The organism is Enterococcus malodoratus, assembly GCF_027659535.1.
In the GTDB taxonomy this organism is placed as follows: domain Bacteria; phylum Bacillota; class Bacilli; order Lactobacillales; family Enterococcaceae; genus Enterococcus_A; species Enterococcus_A malodoratus.
Genome location: NZ_JAQDPG010000001.1, coordinates 36518 through 62639, shown reverse-complemented (window position 1 = coordinate 62639; position 26122 = coordinate 36518). Strand labels below are relative to the sequence as shown.

Below are 26122 nucleotides of genomic sequence, written 5' to 3'. Positions count from 1 at the left end.
ACCGATTTCTGATGGCTTTTGACTCGCGTATTCTTAATAAACTGTACGTATTTCAGTTAAATAAGCCTTTAAATTAGCTATTCCGCCCTGATTAAAGCGTTTTATAAACTCAGATCCGATTATCGCGCCATCTGCCCCGTTCGCTAAAATGCTGGCGATATCTTCAGGATCTTTAACACCAAACCCGACAAATACTGGCAGGTCGGTATTCTTTTTGACATATGGCAGCAATTCAATATAGTCATTCGGCAGCTGATCAAACTCGCCGGTCTTCCCTTCACCAGAAACTAGATAAATGAATTGGGAGCTTTGCGATAATTGTGAGGCTACCGCCGTCTTATCCAACTGTTTACTAAACGTATGGACCAGTCCCGGATATTTCTCCGTATCTAATTTTTTATCTACACATAAAATTGCATCATAAGTACTTTGAGAAAGCTGCTCCAATTTGAAAGATTCCACCCCTTCGTTATAAGTCATCAAGATTATTTTGAATGAATAGCATTCGCGTATTTCAGTTAACACCGATGTGATTTCTTCCATAGTTAAATCTGGAAAAACTTTCTCTTGCGACTCTCTAACAATGGCGCCATCTAAATAAGGATCAGCAACCGGAATCCCAATCTCAACATAGCCGATTTTAAATTCTTCAACGACATCTAAAATTTCAAAAAAAGTTTGGCGCGTCGGATAATTGATGGTTAAATATAAGACTAAATTTTTCATTAAGCACCTCCAAGTAATTGCAGAATCCATCCTAGAATTGGCCCATAGACGGTATAATCTGTCTCACTTAAGATTCGCATAATCGGTGCATAACTGCCGACCATCGGAAGCAAGAACGCTTGACCAAAAATCAAAATGAATCCATTTGCTAAAGAACCTAAAATTGCTCCTCTGCGTCCTCCATGAGCATTGCCGAAAATCGCTGTCGCAGCTCCTGTAAAGAAAGTAGGAATTAACGCCGGAAAGACAACCACTGGATAATTTATTGCTCCTAAAATCAACATTCCGGTTAAACCAGCGACTAAACTGCATAAAAAGCCGACGATCACTGAAGTAGGATAACTAGGAAACAGCAAGGGAATATCCAGCCCCGGCTTAGAGTTAGGAATAATCTTATTGGCGATTCCGTGGAAAGCTGGAATAATTTCAGAAAGCATCATACGTACACCTGTGATGATGACGGTAATCCACATCCCGAATTCAACACCTCGTAATAAAGAAAAGACAATAATATCTTGGCCACCCGTAATGTTTTCCATCGTCCAGCTAGGCGTTGCAAAGAGACTGACGATCAAGAATAGAACAGTCATAACTAAGGTCAAAGCAATCGTCATCTCTCTTAGAAAATTCAGCTTCTTAGGAATTTCCATTTCTTCCAGATCATTTTCTTTATTTCCGAATAGCTTAGCCAATAAAGTAGCTACTAATAAACCAGAAGAACTAGAATGCGCTAAGGTAAATCCTTCCCCGCCTTTGACCCCTTTCATGCAAACAGCCACATACGCACAACTAAAGGTCATGTACAGCCCTAACATAATCGCGCCGACAGCAACAATACCAGTAAACGGTAACGTCGTATTAAATTTTAATAAGGCCGCAATCAATCCCGCAAAGAAGAAAGAGACATGCGCAGATAAATGTACATACTTAAAGCGGGTAAACCGGGCCAGCAAAAGATTGATCAGAAAGCCGAAAGCAAAAATCAACGCCATTTCTGTTCCGATATCCGCAAAACTTTCAGCTTGAGCGGCACCAATATTTGAAGAGAAAGCTTTCATATTAAAAATTTTCGAGATCATTTGTTGCAGCGGCAGCAAGGCCCCGCCCAATGTTTGCCCTCCGACATTGATCATAGTAAAGCCGATCATTGTTTTGAGTGTGCTAGGTAAAATTTGATCCCAGCTCTTCTTTTGAGCGACCATCCCGACGATCACTACCATCCCAATAATAAACACTGCTTGACTCAGTACATTATTTACAATATATAAAAAGACCGACATTTTTTAAGCCCCCCTATTCATTTATCGTCCTCAACAGCTGCTCCCTCAGATACTCTTTATCCATCATGTTATCGATTCGGATGATTTTAGCCGTTGAGTCCCGTAAAGTATCGGCAAAATCCGAAGTGGTAATCAAAATATCATAACTATTAGGATCCACCGAACCAATATCGGCTGCATCAACCGTGGCCTCGACACTCTCGGCATCCAAAATTTGCTGGGTAAACAAACGCATCATCATACTGCTGCCGACACCGGCGCCACAAACGGTTACAATTTTTATCATGATTCATTTCCTCCTTTAACCATCGCTAAGATTTCTTTTGCTTCTTTAGCCTTCAAGAAACGTTCGACATTTTCTTCATGGGATAATATCTCCACTAGTTCCGCTAAGGCCTTCAGATGGGTCTGATGATCCACCGCACATAAACCAATCACGATCTTCACCGGATCGTTCTTAGGGTGCCCGAATACTACAGGTTCTGCCAAAGTGACGACGCTAAAACCGATAGCCAAAGCGCCTTCTTCTGGACGCGCGTGCGGCATGGCGATCCCAGGCGCAATCACAATATAAGTGCCATTAACTTCAACATTCTTTATCATGCCCTCAATATAAGCGTCTGTTGCTAAATTATTTTTTACTAGTAATTCTCCGCTTCTTCTAACTGCTTCATCACGATTCTCAGCACGATAATGCAGGTCAATTAATTCCTCTGTCAATACTTCTTTAAGCATAGGCTGATACTCCCTTGTTATATTTTCACTTGATTTGAGATTAAGATAATTCGTAAATTCCTTCGAGAGACTTTGTACCTGCTGCGGACTCAGCACCGCATACTGCTTGACTATTTCCAACAATTTTCCAACCTCAACCTCATGGAAAACGGGTTTAATAAAGCCGCTGATAATGCTGATGTCTTCCTCAGATAAATAAGGATTCACTTGAACAAACGGGACACTTTTGATCTCTAAAGAAATCGTAGTAATCACTAAATCAACTTTGTGATCCGTCAGCCATTTGACTCCTTCCTTAGCCCCAAAAGTTCCAATGACGTCAACGTTAAAAATATTTTTGATTTTGCTTTTTAATATTTCCGACGTGCTGATTCCGGCATGACAAATGATAACTATTTTGGTTTTATGAGGTACATAAAACTTTTTGCGTTCCAACGAAGCGGCGAAAAATAGCGTAAAGAAACTAATCTCATGATCCGAAAACGTGATCTCCAACATTTTTTCTATCGACGAAATCTGTTTACGAATAATCAAATGCAAGTCACAGTAATGATCTAACACATAATCGTACATTGGATTTTCTAACGATTCTTTCGCCAACGTTCGTTTATAAGCTGGCCGCAAATGATTGATCAGTCCCTCATACAATTTCTGATCCCCTTTGAAATCTAACTCAGGCAACTCACTATTCACTGCGGTAATAAACGTTTCAACTAGCAGATTGAAGGTTACCCACTTATCAGAAATCAACTCCTGATATTTTGTGATCGAGGCTTCGGACAATTTATTGGCTAAATAAATCTGTTCGGTTGAACTGACAGGTTGGCCAAAAAGTTCAACCAATTCCCTCCGATAGTCAAATAAAGTCTGTTCTTCTTTACTCAAAAAGTCCTTTTCACTAATTGTCGAAAGCGTCTCTCCCAATTCGATTCGTTTCTTCGTAATCCAGAAATGGATTAGTACTTTTTGAAAAGCTTCATCACTTAATTGAATACCCAATCGATCACAAATTTTTTCAATGAATGCTTCAATATCGCCCAATAATTGTTGCTCCCGCTCAAAGTGCTCCGTTTCAAATAGTAACGGATCTTGTTCAAGTGTTGCGGCCAGCAGATTGCGAATAATGATTTCATCGCCAATCACTCGATACCCCCGGAATGGGAGTGTTTCAAGTTCGATTCCGTTTTCCTCAAGTTTCTTTTTAATCTTCTGCAAATCACTCAATAAGGTATTTTTAGAAACCAATGTCCGTTGCAGCAAATCTTCAGAACTAAAAATACCCGCTGAAAGTAAGATAGACTCTAAAACGCGAATCCGCCTGATCTGCTTATCACTGCTGACAAAATCACTATTATTGAGCAATAGTTTCTCGATATCTACCGGACTATCAACGCTGTACTCAACACGCGCTTTATCAATGATGATTGTCTTCTCGGAAACCGAACTTAGTGTTTCATTTAATTTATTGATGTCGTTATAAATCGTTCGAGTACTCACGTGAAATCGTTTGGCCAACTGATTGATTTCAACGGTTTTTCCTTGTTTTGCTAGCAAAGTATATAAATTTGATAATCGATTATCCATAAGCTTTCCTCCTGAATTTAGTATAAGGCATCACAATCGTCATGAAAAAGAACAGTTCATTTCAAAAAATTTGAAATGAACTGTTCCAGCTAGCAGCCATTGTAATAATTAGTTTTACATTTTTAAATCATAATTAAAAGTAACAGATTTAAGCGCGATTTCTTTATCAGAGCATTAATTGCTTAAAAATGCTAAAATTGACCTATAGATTTTTAAAAGGATGTGATTTTTTGGAAGAATATCGCGGCTTACTAGAAAAAACGATTTTACTGCAAGAAAAGCCGATCATGATGTCTTTACTGATTATGAGCGATGGCGAAACGAAGACCGAAGTTTTGATCAAAGATCGTTATCTTTCCGGTTATGTTTTTCGCTTACCGGAAAACAAATATATGATTCATATTGAAGGTCGCCGCAACAAGCGCAATCAATTAGTTGCGAAACATTTTGAAATTATGAATCCTGATGAATACATCAAGATCATCGGCGCGCCCGAATAACTTGAAAGAATAGGAGCAATTCCCCTTGTCAAAAAAAACTAAACTAGTTGCTGCAATCGTGATTGCGGCAGCTAGTTTCGCTGTCTACGGCGTAAAAGATCATCTTCAAGAACCAAAAACGACCACACCAGCAACGACACAAACACAATCGCAAGTCGTTTCAGCACAGCAGGATTTGGCTCAGCTTAACTATGAAGATACTCAGACGATCGAGATCAATCAAAATAAACCGACTTTTTCTAAAGAGGACCTTTCCACTGCGAATGGTCCTTGGGAAAAATTCGGCGACTTGGATCATTTGAATCGAGCGACTGATGCGGAAGCTTTACTAAATAAAAAATTGATGCCCACTGAGAAACGCGGCGAGATTTCCAGCGTCACGCCGACAGGTTGGCACAATAAAAAAATCAACGGCCAATATCTCTTCAATCGTTCTCACCTGATCGGGTATCAATTAACCGGACAAAATGCCAATTGGAAAAACTTGATCACTGGAACTCGGCAATTGAACAGTCCGGAGATGCTGCGGTTTGAAATGGATATCAAATACTATTTAGAAAAAAGTAATAAAAATTACGTTCGCTATTCTGTCGTTCCTGTTTTTCGCGGCGATGAACTGTTAGCTCGTGGCGTCCACATGATGGCTCAATCTATCGGCAACGACGATATTCATTTCAATGTCTACATTTTTAATGTGCAAGAAGGCGTCAACTTAAATTATGCGGACGGCACTAGTACGATCGGCACTAAGTCGCAATCATCAACTTCATTAACGTCCTCGACTGCTTCTCCCGAGAAAGAATACGTTGATAGCTCCGGCAAAGGATTGATCAAGGGTTCAAAAAGCGGTGTCTACCACTTGCCCGGCAGCAAATATTACGACAATACTACGAATCCAAGAGCGTGGTTCAAGACAATTGATGAAGCAAAAAAAGCCGGATATCGCGCCGCAAAATAAATTTGAAAAAAAATTCACATTAATACTTTACAGATACATTTCTTATGTTACAATAATGTTACGAAAAGATTAAATTGCCTGTTTAACTCATTGCAGCTTGAAATAATTGGAGGTATAAAAAGTTCTTATCGACAAATTGTTTGAAAGATCTCGTTGGATGAGACACGGCATGAAGGACATTCACAACATTGACTAAGGAGTGAGATTTTTGAAAAAATTACTATTTGCTTTATCGCTATTCATTCTATTCCCCATCAGCGCGAATGCTGAAACTGAGAATTCGGCTCCAGCAGAGAATTCCCCTGTAGCCGCAACCGAACAGACGACTCCCGTTGAAGCAAGCAGTGACAACGGAACTGTTGACTCTAGTGTGACTACTGAATCAACCTCAGCCGCGCCTGCTGATAACAGCGAAGTTAAAGATATTCAGAAAGCCAAAGATAAAACGGTTGAGCAAATTGAAAAAGAGACTGGCGTGAAAAAGAGTAACGATCCTGTCGGCAACGAGCAAGATCCTGAAAAAATTCGCGAAATGTTGAAAGACGAATCAATGAAAAGTTTAATTTCATCAAGCGAAGTTGACGGTTATTCTGACCAGCAATTATTGAATGCAATGAATTTGTGCCAACGAATCAGCGCAGATACCTACGGCTTGGATGTCGGCGGTTATGCTCGAATCTTACAGGCACTTTATAAAGACAACACGCTATCTTGGAGTAAAATCGAAAATATTTTAAATTACAATCCAAATAATTACACCAATGCTCTTGAAATGATTGATCAACTTGACAGCTTGCAGGCATACTTAGCGGCACTGTACCCTAGCAATAGCTCCTTTATGCCGATTCGTCAAATGAGCAATCAGGAGTTAACAAATGTCCTAAAACACATTTCACCGCTTCAAGAACAAATGATTGGAACGCAAGGAAACTTTTTCCCTGGGATTATTGCTTGGATCGCGCGGTATGCGAAAGATGATGCTGTTCGGGCTGGAACGACAAGTTCAAGTACAACAGATACTTCGACAACCGAAGAATCAACAGCCTCAACGACAAAAAGCGCTGAGAACAACGCCCCGGCTAAAAACGATAAAAAAGACAACAGCGGTTCTAGCTTCCTACCAAAAACCGGTGAACAAAGAAGAACCTGGTTAACGGTGGCTGGCGTCATTATCTTAGCTCTAATTGCCTTTATCATGGTTCGTCGAAATCGTAAAAAATAAAAAAAATCAGTGAGCAAAAATCTGCTCACTGATTTTTTATTGTTTTGCTTGGTAGGCATGCCAATCGGCTTCGAATTGGGCGATCCCATTCGTCGTCAATGGATGGCTCCATAATTTCTCGAATAGATTTCCTGGGATCGTAGCGATATCTGAACCCGCTAATGCAGAGGCTTCGACATGCCCAAGATTGCGAACACTTGCCGCAATGATTTCAGTTTTAAAGTCATAGATATCAAAAATTTCTCTTAGATCACTCACCAATTGAATCCCGTCAGAGGCAATATCATCCAGCCGCCCTAAGAACGGACTGACATACGTCGCCCCAGCTTTTGCGGCCATCAACCCTTGAGCTACCGAAAAAATCAAGGTGACATTGGTTTTGATTCCTTCTTTAGAAATTGTGTGAACGGCTTTTAGTCCGGCCTCTGTCATCGGGATCTTCACCACGATATTGGCGGCCCATTGATTGATCTCCCGCGCTTCACGAATCATCCCATCACTATCTAACGAGGTGACTTCTGCACTGACCGGCCCATCTACCAACGCACAAATTTCTTTGATAACGGATTCAAAATCTTTGCCCTCTTTTGCGATAATCGTGGGATTTGTCGTTACACCATCCACTAAGCCAAGCTGATTGATTCGTTCGATTTCTTCAATATTCGCTGTGTCTAGAAAAAATTTCATAATTTCCTCCTATAATCACTTGTTCCATCGCCTGCAACACCGATTGCACCTGTCTGACTTGTCTGCCTATAAATGACTTTCCTACTATTGTATAAGTATACTCACTCCCGGCAGTTTCTTCAATCTCCGCCGCCGACTGTGTGACAGTTTTGTTAGTCGCAGATAGGTCCCTCGCCCGATTTTTGATACCTTCATCATTGGTAAGCTAAAGGTATCAAAGGTGAAAGGAAGAAAAAGAGTTATGATCAAAAAAATACTTGGTGTCCTTATCGGAGCCCTCATTTTATTATTCGGTACCATGCTTTATTCTAAACATTCAACCAGTGAGGTCGCCGGGGTTTTGGATCAACTTAATCCTTTAGTTCCGAAAAGCGAAATCTATGTGAAAACAACGAAGCCCCAATCGGTGGATATCCATGGGGCTGCCAGCTATCAGCAAATTGCGGCAAACAAGGACGGCAAAACACGAACCGTGCAATTTGACGGGATGTCCGAACTCCAGACTAATCGTTACTTGAAGCTCATTAATAAAGGGGCTCACATTGAAACCTATGAAGAAATCCGGCGTGACCAAGTCCCAGAGAAAGCATTAAAAGTAATTGATCCGCGTTAATAGAAACGAAAAAGATTCGCCCGTCAGCTCTGACAGGCGAATCTTTTTTAAAAATCAGCGGATAATAATCGTCGATATTTTGGCGTATCTCGCCATATAAGCAGCTTGGCTTCCGAAAAAATCTCTTATTCTGCTCGTCGATTTCGCTCCGATGACCAGCAGATCTGGCTGGTTTATCGGAATAAATTTATTGACAATCAATTCCCCCGGATTGCCTTCATTGACGATTGTGGTAACACGAACGACCCCAGAGGCGAGCGCTTCCTGTTTGTACTTCTCGCTTCGCTCTCTCAACTCATTCATTTCCTTTTCCCAATAATTCTTATCCAAGGATTGATACACATTGATATTTTTTTCCTCTAATATAGAAACAATAATCAATTCAGCCATCGCCTGACGCGCCTCTTGGATGGCATAACGAAATGCCTTTAGTGCATCTGGACTATCGTCTACACCAACCATAATTTTCTTAAAATTCATCTTCACTCTTCCCTTCTGCTCTAGTCGTTTTCAGTTGCTGGGCATAGCGTTTGTCTCCCTTGTACAGCTCAATAATGGTCCAAATTAGAACGAGCAGAACCAGGACAATGATTCCATACGACAGATTATCAGCGAATTGAAGCTGGCTCGTCGTCGCTGCATCGCCAAAGAATCCTTCAATTTGATTCGGCAAGCCCTTCATATTCAAAAAGATCAGGCCTAAAACTGAGAGCCAGCCCAAGAGTTTTATCAGCCAAGAGTTTTTGAAACGCTCGCCCATCTCAATCCGACTATCGGTAAACATCAGCAGCGGCAGCATCGAGAATGGCAAGGCAAAAGCCAGAAAGACTTGCGAGTTGTTCATCAAATTATTGATCGCGATATGCTCCTCTACGTCGCTTTTCCCACTGGTCATCAACACACAGATCAATACAGGGATAACTGACAGGAGTCGGGTGACCAACCGCCGCAACCAGATTGGCACCCGCATATGAACGAAGCCTTCCATAATGATTTGCCCCGTAAGTGTCCCGGTAATCGTTGAATTTTGTCCCGAAGCCAATAAAGCAATCGCGAAAAGAATCGACAAAATACCTGAACTTGCTACGTGGGCCAAGATGGAGTTGTTCATTACAGTAGGATCTGATAAAGCCTTGAACAGACCGAAAAATGACGGGTCTGCGACACTGCCTGTTTTGAAAACCGCCACTCCCATAATTAAGAGCAGAGAATTGACAAAAAAGGCCATTGTCAACTGAATATTCGAATCCCATTTTGAAAAGCGCAAGGTCCGCGCAATATCTTCCGGATCGTTGTGATTGATTTTTCGACTTTGTACTATCGAAGAATGCAAGTAAAGATTGTGCGGCATCACGGTTGCTCCGATAATTCCCAATGCGCCGGTCAAGGGTGTTTGTCCAGCGACGGGGTGACTCGTTGAAAATGCCTCAGCACTTGGCACCAGTCCTTTGATAACCTCGTTCCAAGCCGGTTTTGACAGTGCTACTTGATAGGCGAAAATAATAAAAATGACGACAATCAATGCTACGACGATTGCTTCGATTTTTCTAAATCCGATTTTAGTCAATAAAAGCAGCAGCAGGACATCAAAAACGGTAATGAACACCGCGATGAATAAGGGAATATGGAACAAAAGGTAAAGAGCGATGGCTCCCCCGATTACTTCAGCGATATCCGTTGCCATGATCGCCAGCTCCGTTAAAATCCACAGAACGACGCCCAATGATTTGCTGGTTCTCGCTCGAATCGCCTGAGCCAAATCCATTTGAGACACGATTCCTAATTTGGCTGACATATATTGCAGCAGCATGGCGATCAAACTAGACATGAGGATGATCGACATCAGCAGGTATTGAAAATTCTGTCCCCCGGTAATCGAGGTTGACCAATTTCCCGGGTCCATATAGCCAACGGCAACTAATGCCCCAGGGCCTGAATAAGCGAATAGAGTTTTCCAGAAGCCCATATTTTTGGGAACCTCGATAGTTCCGTTGATTTCTTCCAGTGACGGTCCGTTTGCATATTCTACTAAGTGATGCTTCGTGTGCGTCACCTTTCTTTTGTTTGGATGCGGATCATTCAATCAAATTCCTTCTTTCAAAAAAAGCTCTTATAATTATTTTAGGCAAACCTAAAATATCGCAGATAACCTTTTTTCGCAATAAGCAGTGGTGCCTAAAAGACCCCAGCTTTGACTTTTTTTGAACTGAAAGTGTTATGTCAGAATGTTCCTTTCTCAATCATAAAATTTTTCCCTAATGTCCCCTCGTTTCTTTTCTGGCCTTACTACTTATTGGGTCAGTAGCAGCTTCAATTACCTTAAAATAGTTATTTTTAAAAAACAAAAATATGAAAAGCGTTCTTTTAATACGCTCTTTTCGTTTTTTTCGTAAAGCCTTTTCGCCTATTCAACAATGTTTGTTTAGTAATTTCAATTTTAAATATATTGTTAAGAAAAAGTATCCAACTATTTTCTTTTATCCAATACCGTTATTATATACTCAGTTAACAGCAGCAAATACCTTGTTAGGTGAGGCTTCTATACAAACATATGCTATTGCGCAGAAACATCGAAAGATGCCAATGTGTAAAACAGGAACTGTCGAATTAAGGCTTTTCTAAATATAGCTAAGGATCTTCTTTACGTTGTATAGTGCTAAAACTCAGACGATGAGAGGACACGAAAGGATAGCCTTCTTATTGTATGTAAGAGGGCTATCCTTTTTGTTAATACAAATCCGTTTTATATCGAAAGGAAGTCTTATCATGAAACGAGCGCAAAAGATTATTTTACTTTGTCTCACAGCGATTTTAATGTGCACCATTTCTGTTTCCGCCTATTTTTTACTCGCCAACCAGCATTTAAGGAAAACGCTGGATAACGGCTATCATCCTATAAAAAATGAGTATCACACTAAGAACAAAAAGGATACTGAAGCCTTTTTGATCATGGGTTTGGACAATACGATCGAAAGAAAGCTGGGTACCACGCGGACTGACGCCATGATGGTCGTCACGCTCAATAATAAGACCAAAAAGATTACCTTCTGCAGTCTGCCTCGAGACAGCTTTGTGCCGATTGATTCAAAAAATTATCACGGCAACCAGCGGATTGAGGCGGCGTACACCTTTGACGGACCGACCGCTTCTATCAATACGGTAGAAAAATTATTGAACATTCCGATTGATCATTATTGCGTGTTCAATTTCTTATCCTTCATTAAGTTCATTGATGCGATCGGCGGAATCGATATTGATGTCCAGCATTCTTTTGACGGTGTGACGAAGGACGGCCCGGGCGCGATTCACTTTGACGAAGGAAAACAACATGTCGACGGGACAAAGGCCCTGTCTTATGCGCGGGAACGCCACAGCGATAACGATATCATGCGCGGATTCCGCCAGCAGGAAATCATCCAATCCGTCGGAAATAAATTAAAATCCAAAGAAGCCGTCAAAAATCTTACAGGTATCATTGATTCCTTTAATAACAATATCCAAACAGACATTACCACCGATCAGCTGCTGGCGCTGATGAAAAACGGCTTGGTTTACAGTGACTACGAAAAGCAGCGTCTCACTTTTGATTGGCGAACCTTCAGCAACCAAGGTCGCAGCATGGTGGAGCTGTATCCAGATAGCATCGATTATGTAAGCCACGAACTGAGAGTGAGTCTCGGGATTGACAAAAAAAATGAACAAGACAAAAAAGGTTTTGTCTTCCATACCGACGGCGACTATCTCTATCAAAGCGACTACTCTGTTCAAGATGAAGCGGCCGAAGACAAGGAATCTACCTCCCTCAACGGCAATACCTACATCGGCACACCAGATAATACAGAAACCGGTGCGCTGCCTACTGTTAAAACTAAAAATGGGTTTGTCCCTTGATAACGACGAAAACAGCGTATAAGTTCTCTGACGGAGACACTCATACGCTGTTTTTATTGTTTAAAATTATTGGCTGCTTAGGGCCGGTCGGCCATTCCCTTTAATTTCTATCTCTTTGAAAATCCGTTTTAGGTCATTTTCGACCGCCTCAATATCAAAAGCATGATGACTGGTTTTATTTTTATATAAATAGAATTCCAGGCTTAAGGCGCTAGGTAAAGCCAGAAAATGAATCGACTCGCTGGCTAACAGCTCCTTTTCAATCGCATGGATCACAAAAACCCCTTTTTTCTCCTTCAGCCATTTATGAATCCCTAAGCTGTCATGGCAATAAAGATAATCAGGTGCAATATTGAAAAAGTTCGCTGTTCGTTGAGTTAGCTGCCGATGCCCTAAATGATCTGTTAAGACAATAAAAGGCATTTTTTCTAAATCTTCGGCGGTTGCCTGCTTCAGTTCATTTTTCACTAGGGAGGCATTGGCGGCCAAGACCATTTTTGAACGGATCAAAGACGTTCGTTCAAATTGTGGGTCCTCCACCACACTGCTGGTGATTACCAGATCGACTTCCTTTTGCTTTAACTGATTAAACAGCTCTAGCGGAGCCGCATTAATATAGTTGATTGTGTAGGATTCATCCCTGCAAGCACACTCCCCCGCTTCGAATATCAAAACTGATTCGCTGATTCCTACTTTAAAGGAAGGCCGATCAATCATTTGATAGAGCGGAAAATGAATTTTCTTGGCCTCCTCAATAATCCGTTTAACAAACGGCAGGATTTTTTCTCCCTCTTCACTTAATACCAATTTCTTCCCATGGCGAAGAAATAAATCGTAGCCAAGTTCATTTTCAAGACTTTTCAGTGCCGAACTTAATGAGGAAATGCCTACATACAGCTCCTGAGAAGCTTTAGAAAGGCTGTTGTATTTAGCGATAAGGTAGAAATACTCTAATTTTTCAATTGACATTTTTTTCACTTCCAAGCACGCAATATTTTAGGTCAACCTAATTTTGCTCTTACTCACCCCAAATAATCAAGGAAAAACATTTGATAACAGAAGTTCTTTAACAGCGATTAACGATTGATTGATATTTTTTTAATAACTTTTTGAACGAAAAACAGGATCATTGATTGAACGCATCAATAGCTGCCCGTTCCAATAATCTGGAAAGCGATTATCCAAAAAGCGAAAAGTCGCAGAAAGCCTTTATTTATACTGACTCTCCCTTTCGAGAAATCAGCCGGCCGCTTTAAGGCAATTGCTTTCTCCCCCTTCACGAGTATGATGGGTGTGCACAATAAAATAAAAATCATATTAGGTGAGGTTACTCTGAAGAACATAGGTTATCGCTCGGAAATGTCGAGAGACAGTAACGAGTAAAGCAGGGATTGTCGAATTAAGGCTTTCCTAAGATAACTAGAAGATCTTTTCTTACGTCTCAGAAAGCCAAAGCTCAATTAACGTGATTTCCTGATAAAACTGTTTATTCGGCGACCTCCTTAATATGATTTTTTAGGAGGTTTTTCCATTGAACGTTTTACGCGCACCATCCAAAGAAAACAGCACACTAAAGAAAGGGATCGGAAATCTTACATTCTTAGTGATCGTAGTGTTGTTTGCATTCATCTTGATCTTCTCTTTGATAAAAATGAATCGACCGCTCCATTCACTGCCCTCAGAAGACTTTTTAGCAACAGCAAGTAAAACCCACGATTTTCTTGCTGCTTCGAACTTAGTTTACTTTTCCATTCGGACAATGTTTCGAATGATTGTCGGGATGTTTTGGTCCTTTCTCTTTTCATTTGTGTTCGGCGTACTGGCAGTGAGATACAAAACTGCTCGACGAATCATTTTGCCCATGGTCAACTTTTTAGAATCCGTGCCGCTGCTGGGCTTCTTGACCTTCACCACCGCTTGGCTGTTGGGGCTTTTCCCCGGAAACGTACTAGGCGCGGAATGTGTCGCGATCTTTGCGATTTTCACCGGACAAGCTTGGAATATTATGTTGACCCTCTACCAAATCATGGAGGTCATCCCCTCTGACTTGTCCAATGTCACGGATCAATTCAAATACAACCCTTGGGAAAAATTTTGGCGCTTAGAGTTTGTTTACGCGATTCCAGGACTGCTGTGGAACGTGATTATTTCTCAAACAGCGGCTTGGTTCGCCTTAGTCGCCAGTGAGCAGGCCTCCGTGGCTATTCCGAAAGACACGACACTTTTCTTACCTGGAATCGGCTCGTACATTCAGATTGCATTGGATCGTGCCGATTTTAAGGCCTGTCTATGGGCTGTCTTGGCACTGCTGCTGAATGTTGTGATTCTCAACTTCTTAGTCTTTCAGCCGTTAGTTCGCGCAACCTATTATTTTAAGTATGAGACCGATGTCGAAAGCTCTGTTCCGCCAAAATCTATTATTTATCGAGTGCTCAAAGAGGCGACATTAACCAAACGCTGCTCCCGTTTTTTCTCGGCCTTCAGTCACTTTTGGATCTATAAACTGCCGAAAATTTGGTATTTCTTAAAGCTGGATCGGCTCTATAAGCTAGTGGCGAGGTTTCGTAATTTCTTTAAAACTCTGTGGTACGTCGGTCTGGCCATCTTAGTGATCGTTTATGCCATCAAGCTCTATCATTTCTTGCCCCATCAAGATTTTGGGATGATCCCGAAATTGACGCTGTATACTACTTTACGGGTTACATTGGCGATGATTGTTGCCGGATTGATCTTTACGCCTTTAGCGATTTGGGTAGCGAGTGACAATCGCCGCTTAAACTTTGTTCAGCCAATCGGTCAAATCCTAGGATCGATTCCATCTAATGTCTACACGCCCTTTATCGTTATTTTTATCAGCATGGGCTTCAATAGATTGGAATGGTGGCTGTTGCCCTTGATTATGGTTGGCTGTCAATGGTACTACTTCTTCAATGTTATCGCTGGTTACTTAGCGATCCCGGACGATATTCGAGATGTCACGAAAATTTTTAAATTATCTAAATGGCAATGGTGGGTAAAATACCTTATTCCCTCCATTTTGCCCTACATCATCACTGCGATTATCAATGCTGCTGGAGCTGCTTGGAATGCCGACATTGCGGCTGAAAGTATTCAATGGGGAAAGAAATCGATCGATGTCACAGGATTGGGCCACTATATTTCCGTCAATGACGGCATCAAAGACAAGTCTGCTCTTGGAACATTGGCGATGTGCTTTATGGTAGGCCTCTGCATTGCCTTCATCTGGCAGCCCCTATATCGAGTGGCTAAAGAAAAATTTCATTATTAAAACGCATCAAAATTTAATAAGCGTTCAAACGAAAGGAGAAGTAGGTTGAAGCCGATTGCTTCAGCTATACAAAATAGAAGAATGGAAAATAACGAATTATTAAACGTCAAATCAGTCTGCAAAGAATTTGAAATTGAAGGACATAAGGAACATTTAAAGGTACTGGAAAATGTCGACTTGACCGTTAAAAACAACGAATTTCTGAGTATTATCGGACAATCAGGGACAGGAAAATCAACCCTGCTAAGAAGTATTGCCGGACTGCTTCAACCAACCAAAGGCGAAATTACATTTGAAAATAAAACCATTACCGAACCAGACGCCAACATCAGCATGGTATTCCAGCATTTCGCCTTATTTCCATGGTTAACTGTAGAAAAGAATATCAGCTTTGGACTGGAAAATCGCGACGATATCTCACGTGAGCAAATGGGAAAACGTGTAAGTAATCTGATCGACATGATTGGACTCACCGGCTTTGAGAAGGCTTATCCCCGCGAGCTCTCCGGCGGCATGAAGCAGCGAGTCGGCTTCGCCCGTGCCTTGGCCATTGAGCCTAGCCTGTTATTGCTGGATGAACCTTTCTCAGCACTGGACATCATTACCTCTAGTCAATTATCCAATGATCTATTGAAAATTTGGCTTGGCAATCAAATTGCCACGAAGTCGATTGTCATGATCACTCATGATGTCCAACAGGCTGTTCAGCTTTCCGATCGTGTCGTCTTAATGGACTCAAATCCTGGCCGTGTGGCGCAAATCTATCAAATCGATATTCCAAGAAGCCAACGATCACCCAAAACAACGATCAACATCGTAGAACAAATTACCACAGAAATGATCCGGCGAATGAAGATTAACAACCTGCGGCATAGATAATCCGAGTATATCTGGTTTGTTTTTAAAGCAAAAAAAATTCAAGTGCGGCTATCACACTTGATTTTTTTATTGCGTCTATCAGGTCAAATCATCCCGCAGCGCGTCAATAATATTTTCTTTTTTGATCTTGTTTACTGCATAAAGCATTGTGATTACTACAATTAAGAATACGCCTAGGATGCTGATCAAAATACTGCTCCAAGGAAATTGGAACGCGATTTCCGCACCACCCTTTGTCATCCCTTTATAAATCAGCCACGAAATAATGCCCGCGATTGGTACGCCCCACAACAATGAACGCGAACCGTAAAAGGCACATTCGATCATCATCATTTTATTAAACTCACGATCAGTCATTCCCACCGAGCGCAGCATCGCCAGTTCTCGCCGCCGCAACTGAATATTGGTCGAAATTGTGTTAAATACATTCGCGATCGCAATCAATGAGATCATCGCGACAAAAACATAGCTGAAAATATTCACCACAAAAATAGTATTGCGATTTTGTTCAAATATTTCATGGAGATTGTAGAGATCATAGGAGGCTGTAACTCCCTCCTGTTCAATGATTTTTCTTATAGTCGCCGTTGAACGCGCGGGCTGTTTTGACAGAAAAGTTAGTCCCATCGTTTGCTCAATCCCGGCAGGAGAAAACTTAGCCTTCATGGCATATGGCGCAATCAGCATAAACACGTAAGGCTGTTTTGCAGCAGGTTGCCGCGGCAGCGTATCTAATGGATAAGTATCGGCAAATTTGACCGAGACCGTTTTCTGCTGGCTTGGTGCAGGTTTGCCATCGATTTCTGGAATTATCGATAATTCCATGCTATCTTTCGCAAACAAATCAATCAGTTCGCTTTTGCCTTTTTCCTGCTCGATTCTTTTCTTAGCAACCGCGATTAGTTTGCTCCCGTCACCTGTGTATTCCTTGACGGGCAAAAAATTCTGCTCCTTGATAAATTTCAGGTATTCTTTGTCTTCGATAAATTGAACATCCACCGCCCGCGTAGTCTGTTCCATTGTTAAATCATTTTCCGATTGACGATAACGAGGCGAAAAATCACTCGTTTTTATTGGACTGGTATAGGAGGCAATGGCTTGGTAGGAGCTTTCCGTAATGCCCGTAACGTTTTGAAGCTTATCATAAAGGTGAAACATTTCGCTCTCCTTCATTTCGGAACTTGTCAAAATAATATCATAGTCCGAATCGACCACCATTTGTTTGGCCGATTGCTGCAAGTTGTTTCCAAACGCCCGTGCCGATACAAAGAGAACGACACTCAAGGCTAAGGATAAGATAATTGTTCGGTAACGTTTCTTGTTGCGCTTGAAATTTTTTAAAGCCAGCATGCCCTCTAATCCAAGAAGCCCTTCAGAAAACTTTGTTAGCTTGATTTCATGCGCCGATACCTTCACTTCGTTGGATTGACGAATACTTTCCATCACTGGTGTATTGGCCGCTTTTCTAGCCGGAATATACGCTGAAATCATAATCGTAATCAGACTGATGACGGCCGCCGCAAGCAACACAGGAATGGACAGCGATAAAACCAGCGGAATATCTGCATATAAAATATTGTTGAAATTTTTCGCAACAAGGGCGATCACAATTTTTATACTTCCGATCCCCACAAATAATCCCACTGGAATCCCTACCGCTCCGATACAAAATCCTTCAAACAGGACAGAGTTTCGCAGCTGCTTGGGCGTTGCGCCAACCGATGCCAAAATTCCAAACTGCCGCATCCGTTCATTTAATGAGATCGTAAAAGAATTGTAAATCAGAAAAACTGAACCTAACATGATCAATGCAACTAAAATGGCCCCGATCGAATAGAGTAATAGGTTGAAAACCCGATCATCCGAAGCTCCCATAAAACGTAAAACATCATCATTAAGTGTGTATGATTGATTCTTGGCGATACTGTTAGCGTAGGAACGAGCTTTTCGCGGATTTTTAAGCGTGACAAAAACACTGAGTCGTCCTCGTTTCTCAGCTTGATCTGCGATCGTCAGCAAGGTATAGCCTGGCGCCGTCTTTTCTTCAAAGCCCGGTCGTTCGCAAATACCCACGATTTTATACGATTTCTGATTCGTCTCTCTCAACGTTTCTTGCTTTTTTTTCGGATTTTCGTAAGGATCATGTTGATTGAGTTGTTTATTGCCTGACACTCGTTCCCCAAGTGACAAAGAAAGTGTTTCTCCGATTGAATATTTCACTCCGCCGTTAGCCGCAACGTGGGCTGGGATCACTACCTCATGACCGTTTTTCGGCAATCTGCCGGAAAGCAGTTTTATTGGTAATGTATCAAAGGTCGTTTGATCGAATCCCGCCACAAACAAATAGGGCTTATTTGGATTCTTACCGCCGGCCAACTTGCTATAACCAATATCGGCGAATGACGTTGTCTTTAAGACAGCCTTATTCTGTGCTTGTTGTTTCGCAAAATTCGAATCCGCTGCTAAAAACTCCACATGCCAATCTCCGTATTTTTGCGCCGAGCCCTTTACCATATACTGTTGAAGCGAGATAGCGAACGTCGCGACTGCCGTAATCATAGCAGTCGACAGGATAACACCGATGATCGTCACCAATGTCCGCGTGCGATTCTTCTTCAAATTTTGCAGTGTGACTTTATTGAAGATGTTCATGATTGCATCATCCTCTCGTCACGAGTCACTCGGCCATCGGATATTCCGATGATCCGATCCGCCTGCAGCGCGATCTCCTCATCATGGGTCACAACGATTAGCGTTTGACCATATTTTCGATTGCTCAATTTCAGCAAATTGATAATTTCGTGTCCATTTTTACTATCTAAACTGCCCGTTGGTTCATCCGCCAATAAAACCGCTGGTGCATTCATTAGTGCCCGACCAACTGAAACCCGCTGCTGCTGCCCGCCGGATAACTGATTCGGCAAATGCTCCTTTCGTTGACTCAAGCCTAAAAGCTCCAATAATTCAGTTAGACGTCCTTGATTCACTTTACGCCTGTCCATCAAGACCGGCAGCGTGATATTTTCCACCACATTTAGCGTTGGAATCAAATTGTGAAATTGATAGATCAGTCCAACTTGGCGCCGGCGAAAAATCGCTAGTTTTTCATTGTTCTGCGCATACACATCTTGTCCATCCAGATATACTTTTCCACTGGTAGGTATATCCACTCCGCCGATCATATGCAGCAGCGTCGATTTCCCAGAACCCGACGCGCCGATGATCGCGGTAAATTCACCCTTTTCGATCGTCAACGACACATCATCCAGCGCGACGACTTGATTCTCCCCTTTGCCATAAACCTTGCTGAGGTGTTCGATTTTCAACAGCTCCATACTATGAGCCCCCTTCCCTATGGTTCACTTATAGAATAGAACATTCACCTTTCAGCACGGTGACTTCTAAGTGAGAGATCCGTCACTTTGGAAAACGAATGACAAAAAGCGCACCGCCCTCTGGATGATTTTTAGCAACGAGCGTCCCGCCTTGGCGCCGAATAATCGACTGGCTAAGCGACATCCCGATGCCAAATCCTGTTGAACTGCCATTTTCCCCACGGTAAAAGCGCTCAAAGACATGATGCAAATCCGCCGTTTCGAATCCTTTGCCAGTATCATGAATGGTGATTTCGATGAATAAGGGATTCTCGACTCCCTGGATATCGATCTTTCCCTGTTTTCCGATACTCTCGATACAATTTTTAAAAATATTTTGCAGCGCTTCTGACAGCCAAATAAAATCACCTTGAATCGTTATGTCTGAAGAAATGACCATCGTTGTCTGAATTTCATGTAAATCAAGAGAAGCGGAAAATGGCTGCAGTGCCGCGTCGACCAATGCTAAAAGATTGATCGGCTCATTTTGAAACTGCACGACATCCGCATCCAAACGAGATAACTTCAACAGAGCAGTAATTAAGCCATCCATGCGTAAAAGCAATGCTTCCACTTCGCGGAGACTCATATTACGTTCTCTTTCATCCGTGCTCTCAGCCGCTAAAGACAAGATGAGATTGACCGAGGTTAGTGGTGTCCGCAGCTGGTGGGCAATATCCGCTAACGAATCCGCCAGATTTTCTTTTTCCTTCCGCAAGGCCGCATTCTGCTCGCGAATCCGCAGCGTCATTTTTGCGATTTCACTTTGTAAAATCGACAGCTCGCCCTCCTTCAATTCTTCAATAAATAAATGCTCTTCATTATGTAAGACCAGATCAATTTGATCAGAAATTTGAGCGATTCGTTCATAGCGTGCTTTCGTTGAAAGAAAAAAGATACCGCCAAAAATCAGACTGGCACATAAAACGAGGATACCCGAAGGCAAACTCAAGTAAAATCCGATGATTGTAAAAATAAGCGAAACCGCAACAAAAACGCAAACTAGCCTGCGGATCTCTTGATTTCTAAACATTACTACCTCCTAATCGATAGCCTATCCCGCGAACGGTCTGAATAATTTGCGGTTTTGCCGGCTCATCCTCAATTTTCTCCCGCAGTCGCTTGATATAGACCGTTAACGTATTGTCATTGACAAATTCGCCAGCCGCGTCCCATAATTCATCCAATAATCGTTCTCGAGTCAGTATACTTTTCGGATTATTCACAAAAACCAGCAATAAACGATATTCTAAAGCCGAAAGAAAAACGTCACTGCCATTTTTTCGCACGCTCCCGCTTGTACTGTCCACATTCAGTCCTAAAACCTCAAAAGCGTTTTGTACCTGTCCACTTTTTCGTAAGGCGTTTTTGATCCGCGCGACCAATTCTCTAGGACGAAACGGTTTGGTAATATAATCATCCGCCCCCATCGTCAGCCCAGTGACCACGCTAGATTCATCAGCAGAAGCCGTTAAAAAGATGACCGGAATCTCCTGCAACGCTTTGATCTCTGTACAAACCGTGAAGCCATTGCCATCGGGTAAAGAAACGTCAACCAAGGCCAGGTCAAATTTATTTTCACGCACCTTTGCGAACGCGTCATTCATATTGGCGGCATGCGTAACAACGAAGCCCTCCGCTTGAAGTAAGATGATTAAATTTTTGGCGATCACCTGATCGTCTTCTACTAAAAATATCTCTGTCATTGAATCGACTCCCTCTTTCTTCCACTAAAATAATCGGCATGATTAAATTCCTTCTATTTATAGTTTACCATCAATTAAAAGGAGATTTTTTATTTCCTGCGACATTCTATTTTAACCCGTACACCCTTTTCAACATGCACCATGTCCTCTAAAATGAAAGGAGGCACACCATTAATAAAAAGGAGAAATCCATGAATATCTTTTTAACCCTGCTTTTCGCTATCGAATTGGCGCTATTACTGACTCATGAAATGGATGCCGTCCGTCATAAAGAATGGATGCTGTTCATTGGCATAAGAAACTTGCCTGAACAAACGGCTTATTGGGTCTTCACTCTGCCTCATATTCTTCTGTATGCCCTTTTATTTTTCCTGCTTCTGTCCGCGAATACAGCCCTCTTTTATGTAATTGATATTTTTTTGATCGGTCATTTGGTTCTACATTTCCTGTTTAGAAAACATCCGAATAATCAGCTTACCGGTTTTATTTCTTTGTTGATAATTTATTCTGCTGGGATAATCGCTGGGCTTCATTTGGTCTTGCTGATTTTATTTAATTAATTTGAAAATAGGCCTAAAGTCCTATAGTTCCTCTATACTATGTAATGTATAGTATAACGTATAAAGAGGTGTTGTTGATGGATAGTCAATTGAAAAAGGGTTTGATTGAGTATTGTGTATTGGCCTCGCTAGTAGATGTTGACTCCTATGGCTATCAAATCGTCAAAGAAATCCATCCACGTATCGCGATTACCGAATCAACGCTTTACCCGATCTTAAAACGGTTAGAGACAAATAAGAAGGTGGCTACCTATTCGAAAGTCCACAATGGTCGCTTGCGAAAATACTACCACTTAACAGATTTAGGATTTGCCAGTATTCAGAAATTTTTACAAGAATGGAACGATGTAGAAGCGGTTCACAATTATATCAGAAGGAGTGTTGAAGAATGAATCGAGTGGAGTTTATCAAGGAGTTAAGCAATTATTTAGCCTATGAAGTCAGACCTAGCGAAGTCCATCGCTTGATTGAATATTATGATGAAATGATTTTAGACTTGATGGAGGATGGCTATTCTGAAAGAGCGGCCGTCAAAAAATTAGGGGACCCTAAGCAGCTGGCTTATGAAGCTGCGGGCATCCCAACGGAAGTAAAGGTTCCTCGGCGCTTTAACTGGCTATGGATCAGCCTTTTAGTTCTTGGATTCCCGTTATGGGGTAGTTTGGCACTAGCCGCCTTCCTCGTTTTGTTGAGTATCGATATCGTAATCTGGTGTATTCCATTTACAGGAGCATGTTTGGCTGGCGGTACAATTATTGGCGGTGTTGCTGCGGCATTCACCAGTCCATTTGTCCTATTCGATTCATTCTTTATGGGTGTAACACAACTTGGTGCGGGAATGTTCCTATTCGGCTTCGGTCTTTTGTGCATGTGGCTGACCTATAAATTCAGCGCAGTCTTCATGAACATGCATCGCAGCTTGATGCGTATCATTCGCAGAAACATTTTCCAAAGAAAGGTGGTCCAGGTATGAAATCCAAACTTTTATTACCAAAAGTCGCTACCTATCTGATTGGTTGTGGTGTTATCTTGATGATGTTAGGCTATGCCTTATCAGGCTTCTCTGCTGACCGCTATCGCACAAGTTACGACGACCGACATTGGTACAACGTCGTCGGCTTTTATATTGATGACTAAAAAGATCGAATCCTCTTGTCTTAAACGAGAAGGATTCGATCTTTTTTACTCTTTTATCAATGCTTTTTCAACTGCTTTTTGAATCACCTTGCTCGAGTTTGTGGCCCCCGAAACGGCATCGACCGAAATCTTTTGCTGCTCCAGCATTTTTTCTGGTAGAGCATCCGCTTTTTCCCCACGATCATTATAATGCTCTAGCATTTTGATTGCTGTGAAACGTTGATCCTTTACACTGACCTTCACCTTAGCACGAATAAAATCCACATCGTGCTCACCAATATACTCGCCATCTTCCACCTCAGTCAAATCAGGTTCCGTGAAATGAATCGCCTGAACAGCCTGTTTATAATTCAGAACCCGTTGATAATAAAACAGCCTGTACCCGCCTAATAAAACGAAGACTACCAACCCAATCAGCAGCATGATTTTCACCTTCTTCTTCATGTGATCGTCCCTTTTCCTGTCGAAATTTGATCAAAAATCTGATCAATACTTTGATTAAGTTCGCTCTGATTTAGCTTATACAATTCGTGATTTTCAAACAGTGGCATGATCCCTTCAACGACTTCGATAATCTGATTGAACAGCTTGATCCGCTCCTTCATTTCCTGCAAATTGCGCGTTAACACTTCATTTGCTTGATCGTTGCACGCCTGCCCTTCCGGCTCGTGATACAAAGAGGTCATCGTTTTGATGTCTTCTAATGAAAAACCCGCATATTTTAATACCACCAAATTTTTTACTATCAATAAATCCGTTTGATCATACGAACGATACCCATTCGCTAAACGTTTAGAGGGTAAAATCTTTTCTTTGTCATAATAGCGCAACGCCACTGGAGAAACGCCGGTCAATTGAGAAAACTCCTTAATCGTCCACATCTCATCGCCTCCTTTTCATTATCCTAACATTCAACTTCAGGTGAAGGTCAAGCTGTTTTTATGCTATTTCATTCAAGTCAATCATGCTACACTAGCAATAAGAGACTTAGTGATTAAAAAGGAGAAACTCATGGAAACAATTCAATTGGTCCATCCCGCCAAAAAACATGAAGCGGCTGTTCTTGACTACATAGAGGAACATTTTTCCAATGGCGAAAACTTTTTACACGGTTCTTCGCTGCTTATAGAAATGGAATCCTACGATGCCTGGTTAGAGCATTTAGCCAAACAATCTGACAAAACCACAGTAAGTTCCGATTGGGTAGTCTCCACTACTCTGCTGGCTATTCGCAAAAGCGATCAAAAAATCCTTGGTACGATCGATATTCGCCATGAATTGAACGACTTTTTACAAGCGTTTGGCGGTCACATCGGCTGCGGCGTACGTCCATCCGAGCGGCGAAAAGGATACGCGACAGAAATCTTGCGTCTGGGATTAGCCTATTGTCAAACGCTTGGGTTAGAAAAAGCAATGGTCGCCTGCTACAAAGAAAATAGCCCTTCAGCCCAAATGATTCAGAAAAACGGCGGTACTTTAGAAAGAGAATTTACCCATGTCGATGGAAAAATGGTGCAAGTTTATTGGATCAATTTATAAGCGATAGTTTCTTCGACTTTAGAATGCTAAAATGATAATAGAAAAGACCTTTGAGAAAGGACGGGATTCCCGTGACTGCCACACTAAAAGAGCATGATTACTCATTTCGCAAGCTGCAACAGGCCAATTTTCATGACATGACCTTTGAACATGTAGATTTTTCCAATGCGGATCTGACCGGTGCGAACTTAAGCAACTGCCTATGTATTGATTGTGATTTTTCTGAGGCCATTTTGAGGGATGCGTCTTTACAAGGAACCGATTTTCAAGGATGCAGTTTGCGCGGGGCTGATATTTCTGGGGCGAATTTATTTTTTGCTATGCTGGAGCACGCCGATTTAACAGATATTATTCATGATGATCGGACAAAGTTTTTCGATCTTTATTGTCCTGCTGAAGGTCCTTTTATCGGGTATAAAAAGTGTTTTGATTTCCGGATCGTTCAGTTATTAATTCCGGCCGATGCTCGCAGAACTTCCGCGACCAATTCTTGCTGCCGCTGCGATAAAGCGAAGGTCCTGTCTATTAAGGATATGTATACGAACGAGCCTTACGATGAAGCGGTGTCTTATGTAGACAGTGATTTTATTTATCGGACGGGTGAATATGTGGTTGCTGAAAATTTTAATCCCAATCGCTGGGCCGATTCCACGGGCGGCATTCATTTCTGGCTAACTAGAAAAGAAGCTGAGGGATATATGTAGTTACACAAAAAGACAACTGCCTCTATTGCGCTAGACGGAGGCAGTTGTCTTTTATTTGTCCTTTTTATCTTGAAATAAATCAAGGGTCAAGCCTTTGATATCTGTTAAACGCAAGATTTCCTTCAACGAAATATAATCGTCATATTGCTTCTTTTTTTCCTCATTCAGCTCGTATGAGGTAACCAGACCTGACATTTCCGGAGCGTTAAACATCTTCGCCGCGATTGTTCGATGAAGCCCCTCTTGCTGAAGAATATAACAATCATCTGCTTTATAGTAATTAAAGTTAATTGGCGGATCAAACTCCCCAGAATAAAAGGCTTGTTGAAACGCCAAACCATTTTCTTCTAGTGATTTCAAACTTTGATTGATCTTTTCAGCATCTATTTCCTCATTCACTCTCCCCATAAAGAGATCATAAACGGATTTCCCTTCGATGGGCCAAGTTGTTTTTATCGCAAGAATTTTCTCTACAGGAATGTTTTCGCAGAGCTTCTCGCTGTCCTCTACTTTGTCATAATAATTCTCTACCGATGCAGCTTGAAAAACATTTTTCTTTTGCAGCTGGATGTGCGCCCTGCTGATTCCTGCCTGCACCATGATCTCAATTGCTCTCTGTTCAAAATCCGTCGTCATGTCATCCATAAGCCCCTTTCAGCACAAACACCAGAATTCCTCTCCCAATTTCCAGCGATGAAATGCTAGTGAAAAAAGACACCACCACTCGTAACGCATCGG

The 26122-nt window shown here is 41.7% G+C and carries 28 protein-coding genes and 2 riboswitches; of the genes, 13 read left to right on the top strand and 15 right to left on the bottom strand.

All coding sequences use genetic code 11. The features are described from left to right. Positions 1 to 33: 33 nt before the first annotated feature. From PGP85_RS00325 to PGP85_RS00310, 4 genes are read right to left on the bottom strand one after another with little or no spacing between them, the layout of a single operon-like run. Complete coding sequence (locus PGP85_RS00325; RefSeq protein ID WP_270325508.1) at positions 34 to 726, bottom strand: tryptophan synthase subunit alpha; 693 nt, start codon at positions 724 to 726, stop codon at positions 34 to 36. After that, the gene (locus PGP85_RS00320; RefSeq protein ID WP_270325507.1) at positions 726 to 2006 is read right to left on the bottom strand and encodes a PTS ascorbate transporter subunit IIC; all 1281 of its coding nucleotides are present in this window, start codon (positions 2004 to 2006) and stop codon (positions 726 to 728) included. Before PGP85_RS00320 ends, PGP85_RS00325 begins: the two co-directional genes overlap by 1 nt. A gap of 13 nt (positions 2007 to 2019) precedes the next feature. Then, positions 2020 to 2292, bottom strand: a complete 273-nt coding sequence (locus PGP85_RS00315; protein ID WP_010741792.1) for a PTS sugar transporter subunit IIB — start codon at positions 2290 to 2292, stop codon at positions 2020 to 2022. Continuing rightward, complete coding sequence (locus PGP85_RS00310; protein WP_270325506.1) at positions 2289 to 4325, bottom strand: BglG family transcription antiterminator; 2037 nt, start codon at positions 4323 to 4325, stop codon at positions 2289 to 2291. Before PGP85_RS00310 ends, PGP85_RS00315 begins: the two co-directional genes overlap by 4 nt. A 230-nt stretch (positions 4326 to 4555) precedes the next feature. Between PGP85_RS00310 and PGP85_RS00305 the strand changes: the two genes are divergently transcribed. From PGP85_RS00305 to PGP85_RS00295, 3 genes are all read left to right on the top strand, one after another. Further along, entirely contained in the window at positions 4556 to 4825 is a 270-nt protein-coding gene (locus PGP85_RS00305; protein WP_010741790.1) for a hypothetical protein, read from the top strand. A gap of 25 nt (positions 4826 to 4850) precedes the next feature. After that, on the top strand, positions 4851 to 5783 hold the full coding sequence (locus tag PGP85_RS00300) for a DNA/RNA non-specific endonuclease (protein WP_270325505.1): 933 nt from the start codon (positions 4851 to 4853) through the stop codon (positions 5781 to 5783). Between the two features lie 208 nt (positions 5784 to 5991). After that, positions 5992 to 7005: an LPXTG cell wall anchor domain-containing protein gene (locus PGP85_RS00295; RefSeq protein WP_010741788.1), complete on the top strand. Its 1014-nt coding sequence runs from the start codon at positions 5992 to 5994 to the stop codon at positions 7003 to 7005. Positions 7006 to 7041: 36 nt separating this feature from the next. Here the strand turns inward: PGP85_RS00295 and fsa are convergent, their stop codons facing one another. Further along, positions 7042 to 7692 (bottom strand): fructose-6-phosphate aldolase, encoded by a 651-nt coding sequence (gene fsa / locus PGP85_RS00290; protein WP_010741787.1) that lies wholly within the window; start codon positions 7690 to 7692, stop codon positions 7042 to 7044. A gap of 241 nt (positions 7693 to 7933) precedes the next feature. Between fsa and PGP85_RS00285 the strand changes: the two genes are divergently transcribed. Further along, on the top strand, positions 7934 to 8305 hold the full coding sequence (locus tag PGP85_RS00285; protein ID WP_010741786.1) for a YxeA family protein: 372 nt from the start codon (positions 7934 to 7936) through the stop codon (positions 8303 to 8305). Positions 8306 to 8359: 54 nt separating this feature from the next. Here PGP85_RS00285 and PGP85_RS00280 read toward each other — a convergent pair whose 3' ends face one another. Further along, the gene (locus PGP85_RS00280; RefSeq protein WP_010741785.1) at positions 8360 to 8785 is read right to left on the bottom strand and encodes a universal stress protein; all 426 of its coding nucleotides are present in this window, start codon (positions 8783 to 8785) and stop codon (positions 8360 to 8362) included. Beyond that, positions 8775 to 10358, bottom strand: a complete 1584-nt coding sequence (locus PGP85_RS00275) for an Nramp family divalent metal transporter (protein ID WP_034709095.1) — start codon at positions 10356 to 10358, stop codon at positions 8775 to 8777. The genes PGP85_RS00280 and PGP85_RS00275 overlap by 11 nt, the downstream gene beginning before the upstream one ends. 462 nt (positions 10359 to 10820) lie before the next feature. After that, a riboswitch (M-box (ykoK) riboswitch) is annotated at positions 10821 to 10988 on the top strand. Between the two features lie 83 nt (positions 10989 to 11071). Between PGP85_RS00275 and PGP85_RS00270 the strand changes: the two genes are divergently transcribed. Further along, positions 11072 to 12196 (top strand): LCP family protein, encoded by a 1125-nt coding sequence (locus PGP85_RS00270; protein WP_010741783.1) that lies wholly within the window; start codon positions 11072 to 11074, stop codon positions 12194 to 12196. Between the two features lie 66 nt (positions 12197 to 12262). Here PGP85_RS00270 and PGP85_RS00265 read toward each other — a convergent pair whose 3' ends face one another. Then, a complete protein-coding gene (locus PGP85_RS00265) occupies positions 12263 to 13165 on the bottom strand; it encodes a LysR family transcriptional regulator (protein WP_010741782.1) in 903 nt (300 codons plus the stop codon). Between the two features lie 337 nt (positions 13166 to 13502). Further along, positions 13503 to 13671: riboswitch (M-box (ykoK) riboswitch) on the top strand. Between the two features lie 56 nt (positions 13672 to 13727). Between PGP85_RS00265 and PGP85_RS00260 the strand changes: the two genes are divergently transcribed. Together PGP85_RS00260 and PGP85_RS00255 are read left to right on the top strand one after the other, a co-directional pair. Then, the gene (locus tag PGP85_RS00260) at positions 13728 to 15485 is read left to right on the top strand and encodes an ABC transporter permease subunit (RefSeq protein ID WP_010741781.1); all 1758 of its coding nucleotides are present in this window, start codon (positions 13728 to 13730) and stop codon (positions 15483 to 15485) included. A gap of 81 nt (positions 15486 to 15566) precedes the next feature. Then, entirely contained in the window at positions 15567 to 16364 is a 798-nt protein-coding gene (locus tag PGP85_RS00255; protein ID WP_034709093.1) for an ABC transporter ATP-binding protein, read from the top strand. A 78-nt stretch (positions 16365 to 16442) separates the two neighbouring features. Here PGP85_RS00255 and PGP85_RS00250 read toward each other — a convergent pair whose 3' ends face one another. The 4 genes from PGP85_RS00250 to PGP85_RS00235 form a co-directional block, all read right to left on the bottom strand. Beyond that, a complete protein-coding gene (locus tag PGP85_RS00250) occupies positions 16443 to 19016 on the bottom strand; it encodes an ABC transporter permease (protein WP_270325504.1) in 2574 nt (857 codons plus the stop codon). Next, positions 19013 to 19699 carry an ABC transporter ATP-binding protein gene (locus tag PGP85_RS00245; RefSeq protein WP_090402535.1) on the bottom strand — a complete coding sequence of 229 codons (687 nt, stop codon included), beginning with the start codon at positions 19697 to 19699 and terminating at the stop codon, positions 19013 to 19015. The genes PGP85_RS00250 and PGP85_RS00245 overlap by 4 nt, the downstream gene beginning before the upstream one ends. A gap of 82 nt (positions 19700 to 19781) precedes the next feature. Beyond that, positions 19782 to 20771: a sensor histidine kinase gene (locus PGP85_RS00240; protein WP_270325503.1), complete on the bottom strand. Its 990-nt coding sequence runs from the start codon at positions 20769 to 20771 to the stop codon at positions 19782 to 19784. Then, positions 20764 to 21444 carry a response regulator transcription factor gene (locus PGP85_RS00235; RefSeq protein WP_270325502.1) on the bottom strand — a complete coding sequence of 227 codons (681 nt, stop codon included), beginning with the start codon at positions 21442 to 21444 and terminating at the stop codon, positions 20764 to 20766. Before PGP85_RS00235 ends, PGP85_RS00240 begins: the two co-directional genes overlap by 8 nt. Positions 21445 to 21635: 191 nt before the next feature. Here PGP85_RS00235 and PGP85_RS00230 point away from each other — a divergent pair, with 191 nt between their 5' ends. From PGP85_RS00230 to PGP85_RS00215, 4 genes are all read left to right on the top strand, one after another. After that, complete coding sequence (locus tag PGP85_RS00230) at positions 21636 to 22004, top strand: DUF6713 family protein (protein ID WP_270325501.1); 369 nt, start codon at positions 21636 to 21638, stop codon at positions 22002 to 22004. 77 nt (positions 22005 to 22081) lie between these two features. Then, a complete protein-coding gene (locus PGP85_RS00225) occupies positions 22082 to 22396 on the top strand; it encodes a PadR family transcriptional regulator (RefSeq protein ID WP_010741774.1) in 315 nt (104 codons plus the stop codon). Continuing rightward, positions 22393 to 22977: a DUF1700 domain-containing protein gene (locus PGP85_RS00220; protein WP_010741773.1), complete on the top strand. Its 585-nt coding sequence runs from the start codon at positions 22393 to 22395 to the stop codon at positions 22975 to 22977. The genes PGP85_RS00225 and PGP85_RS00220 overlap by 4 nt, the downstream gene beginning before the upstream one ends. Then, positions 22974 to 23141: a hypothetical protein gene (locus tag PGP85_RS00215; RefSeq protein ID WP_010741772.1), complete on the top strand. Its 168-nt coding sequence runs from the start codon at positions 22974 to 22976 to the stop codon at positions 23139 to 23141. Before PGP85_RS00220 ends, PGP85_RS00215 begins: the two co-directional genes overlap by 4 nt. A 45-nt stretch (positions 23142 to 23186) precedes the next feature. On the opposite strand, the gene PGP85_RS00210 is transcribed toward PGP85_RS00215, so the two are convergent. Both PGP85_RS00210 and PGP85_RS00205 read right to left on the bottom strand, forming a co-directional pair. After that, complete coding sequence (locus tag PGP85_RS00210) at positions 23187 to 23585, bottom strand: FMN-binding protein (RefSeq protein ID WP_270325500.1); 399 nt, start codon at positions 23583 to 23585, stop codon at positions 23187 to 23189. Beyond that, complete coding sequence (locus PGP85_RS00205; RefSeq protein ID WP_090402545.1) at positions 23582 to 24022, bottom strand: MerR family transcriptional regulator; 441 nt, start codon at positions 24020 to 24022, stop codon at positions 23582 to 23584. The genes PGP85_RS00210 and PGP85_RS00205 overlap by 4 nt, the downstream gene beginning before the upstream one ends. Positions 24023 to 24152: 130 nt before the next feature. On the opposite strand from PGP85_RS00205, the gene PGP85_RS00200 reads away from it, so the two are divergent. Together PGP85_RS00200 and PGP85_RS00195 are read left to right on the top strand one after the other, a co-directional pair. Beyond that, positions 24153 to 24680: a GNAT family N-acetyltransferase gene (locus PGP85_RS00200; protein ID WP_270325499.1), complete on the top strand. Its 528-nt coding sequence runs from the start codon at positions 24153 to 24155 to the stop codon at positions 24678 to 24680. A gap of 71 nt (positions 24681 to 24751) precedes the next feature. Beyond that, positions 24752 to 25384 (top strand): pentapeptide repeat-containing protein, encoded by a 633-nt coding sequence (locus tag PGP85_RS00195; protein WP_010741768.1) that lies wholly within the window; start codon positions 24752 to 24754, stop codon positions 25382 to 25384. A gap of 51 nt (positions 25385 to 25435) precedes the next feature. On the opposite strand, the gene PGP85_RS00190 is transcribed toward PGP85_RS00195, so the two are convergent. Further along, positions 25436 to 26029: a hypothetical protein gene (locus PGP85_RS00190; protein ID WP_270325498.1), complete on the bottom strand. Its 594-nt coding sequence runs from the start codon at positions 26027 to 26029 to the stop codon at positions 25436 to 25438. Positions 26030 to 26122: the final 93 nt, after the last annotated feature.

Excerpts from the sequence above, each read along its gene's own strand:
- PGP85_RS00325 (WP_270325508.1), bottom strand. The coding sequence starts at position 726 with ATGAAAAATTTAGTCTTATATTTAACCATCAATTATCCGACGCGCCAA.
- PGP85_RS00320 (WP_270325507.1), bottom strand. The coding sequence starts at position 2,006 with ATGTCGGTCTTTTTATATATTGTAAATAATGTACTGAGTCAAGCAGTG.
- PGP85_RS00315 (WP_010741792.1), bottom strand. The coding sequence starts at position 2,292 with ATGATAAAAATTGTAACCGTTTGTGGCGCCGGTGTCGGCAGCAGTATG.
- PGP85_RS00310 (WP_270325506.1), bottom strand. The coding sequence starts at position 4,325 with ATGGATAATCGATTATCAAATTTATATACTTTGCTAGCAAAACAAGGA.
- fsa (WP_010741787.1), bottom strand. The coding sequence starts at position 7,692 with ATGAAATTTTTTCTAGACACAGCGAATATTGAAGAAATCGAACGAATC.
- PGP85_RS00285 (WP_010741786.1), top strand. The coding sequence starts at position 7,934 with ATGATCAAAAAAATACTTGGTGTCCTTATCGGAGCCCTCATTTTATTA.
- PGP85_RS00280 (WP_010741785.1), bottom strand. The coding sequence starts at position 8,785 with ATGAATTTTAAGAAAATTATGGTTGGTGTAGACGATAGTCCAGATGCA.
- PGP85_RS00270 (WP_010741783.1), top strand. The coding sequence starts at position 11,072 with ATGAAACGAGCGCAAAAGATTATTTTACTTTGTCTCACAGCGATTTTA.
- PGP85_RS00265 (WP_010741782.1), bottom strand. The coding sequence starts at position 13,165 with ATGTCAATTGAAAAATTAGAGTATTTCTACCTTATCGCTAAATACAAC.
- PGP85_RS00255 (WP_034709093.1), top strand. The coding sequence starts at position 15,567 with ATGGAAAATAACGAATTATTAAACGTCAAATCAGTCTGCAAAGAATTT.
- PGP85_RS00250 (WP_270325504.1), bottom strand. The coding sequence starts at position 19,016 with ATGAACATCTTCAATAAAGTCACACTGCAAAATTTGAAGAAGAATCGC.
- PGP85_RS00245 (WP_090402535.1), bottom strand. The coding sequence starts at position 19,699 with ATGGAGCTGTTGAAAATCGAACACCTCAGCAAGGTTTATGGCAAAGGG.
- PGP85_RS00240 (WP_270325503.1), bottom strand. The coding sequence starts at position 20,771 with ATGTTTAGAAATCAAGAGATCCGCAGGCTAGTTTGCGTTTTTGTTGCG.
- PGP85_RS00235 (WP_270325502.1), bottom strand. The coding sequence starts at position 21,444 with ATGACAGAGATATTTTTAGTAGAAGACGATCAGGTGATCGCCAAAAAT.
- PGP85_RS00230 (WP_270325501.1), top strand. The coding sequence starts at position 21,636 with ATGAATATCTTTTTAACCCTGCTTTTCGCTATCGAATTGGCGCTATTA.
- PGP85_RS00225 (WP_010741774.1), top strand. The coding sequence starts at position 22,082 with ATGGATAGTCAATTGAAAAAGGGTTTGATTGAGTATTGTGTATTGGCC.
- PGP85_RS00220 (WP_010741773.1), top strand. The coding sequence starts at position 22,393 with ATGAATCGAGTGGAGTTTATCAAGGAGTTAAGCAATTATTTAGCCTAT.
- PGP85_RS00215 (WP_010741772.1), top strand. The coding sequence starts at position 22,974 with ATGAAATCCAAACTTTTATTACCAAAAGTCGCTACCTATCTGATTGGT.
- PGP85_RS00210 (WP_270325500.1), bottom strand. The coding sequence starts at position 23,585 with ATGAAGAAGAAGGTGAAAATCATGCTGCTGATTGGGTTGGTAGTCTTC.
- PGP85_RS00205 (WP_090402545.1), bottom strand. The coding sequence starts at position 24,022 with ATGTGGACGATTAAGGAGTTTTCTCAATTGACCGGCGTTTCTCCAGTG.
- PGP85_RS00200 (WP_270325499.1), top strand. The coding sequence starts at position 24,153 with ATGGAAACAATTCAATTGGTCCATCCCGCCAAAAAACATGAAGCGGCT.
- PGP85_RS00190 (WP_270325498.1), bottom strand. The coding sequence starts at position 26,029 with ATGGATGACATGACGACGGATTTTGAACAGAGAGCAATTGAGATCATG.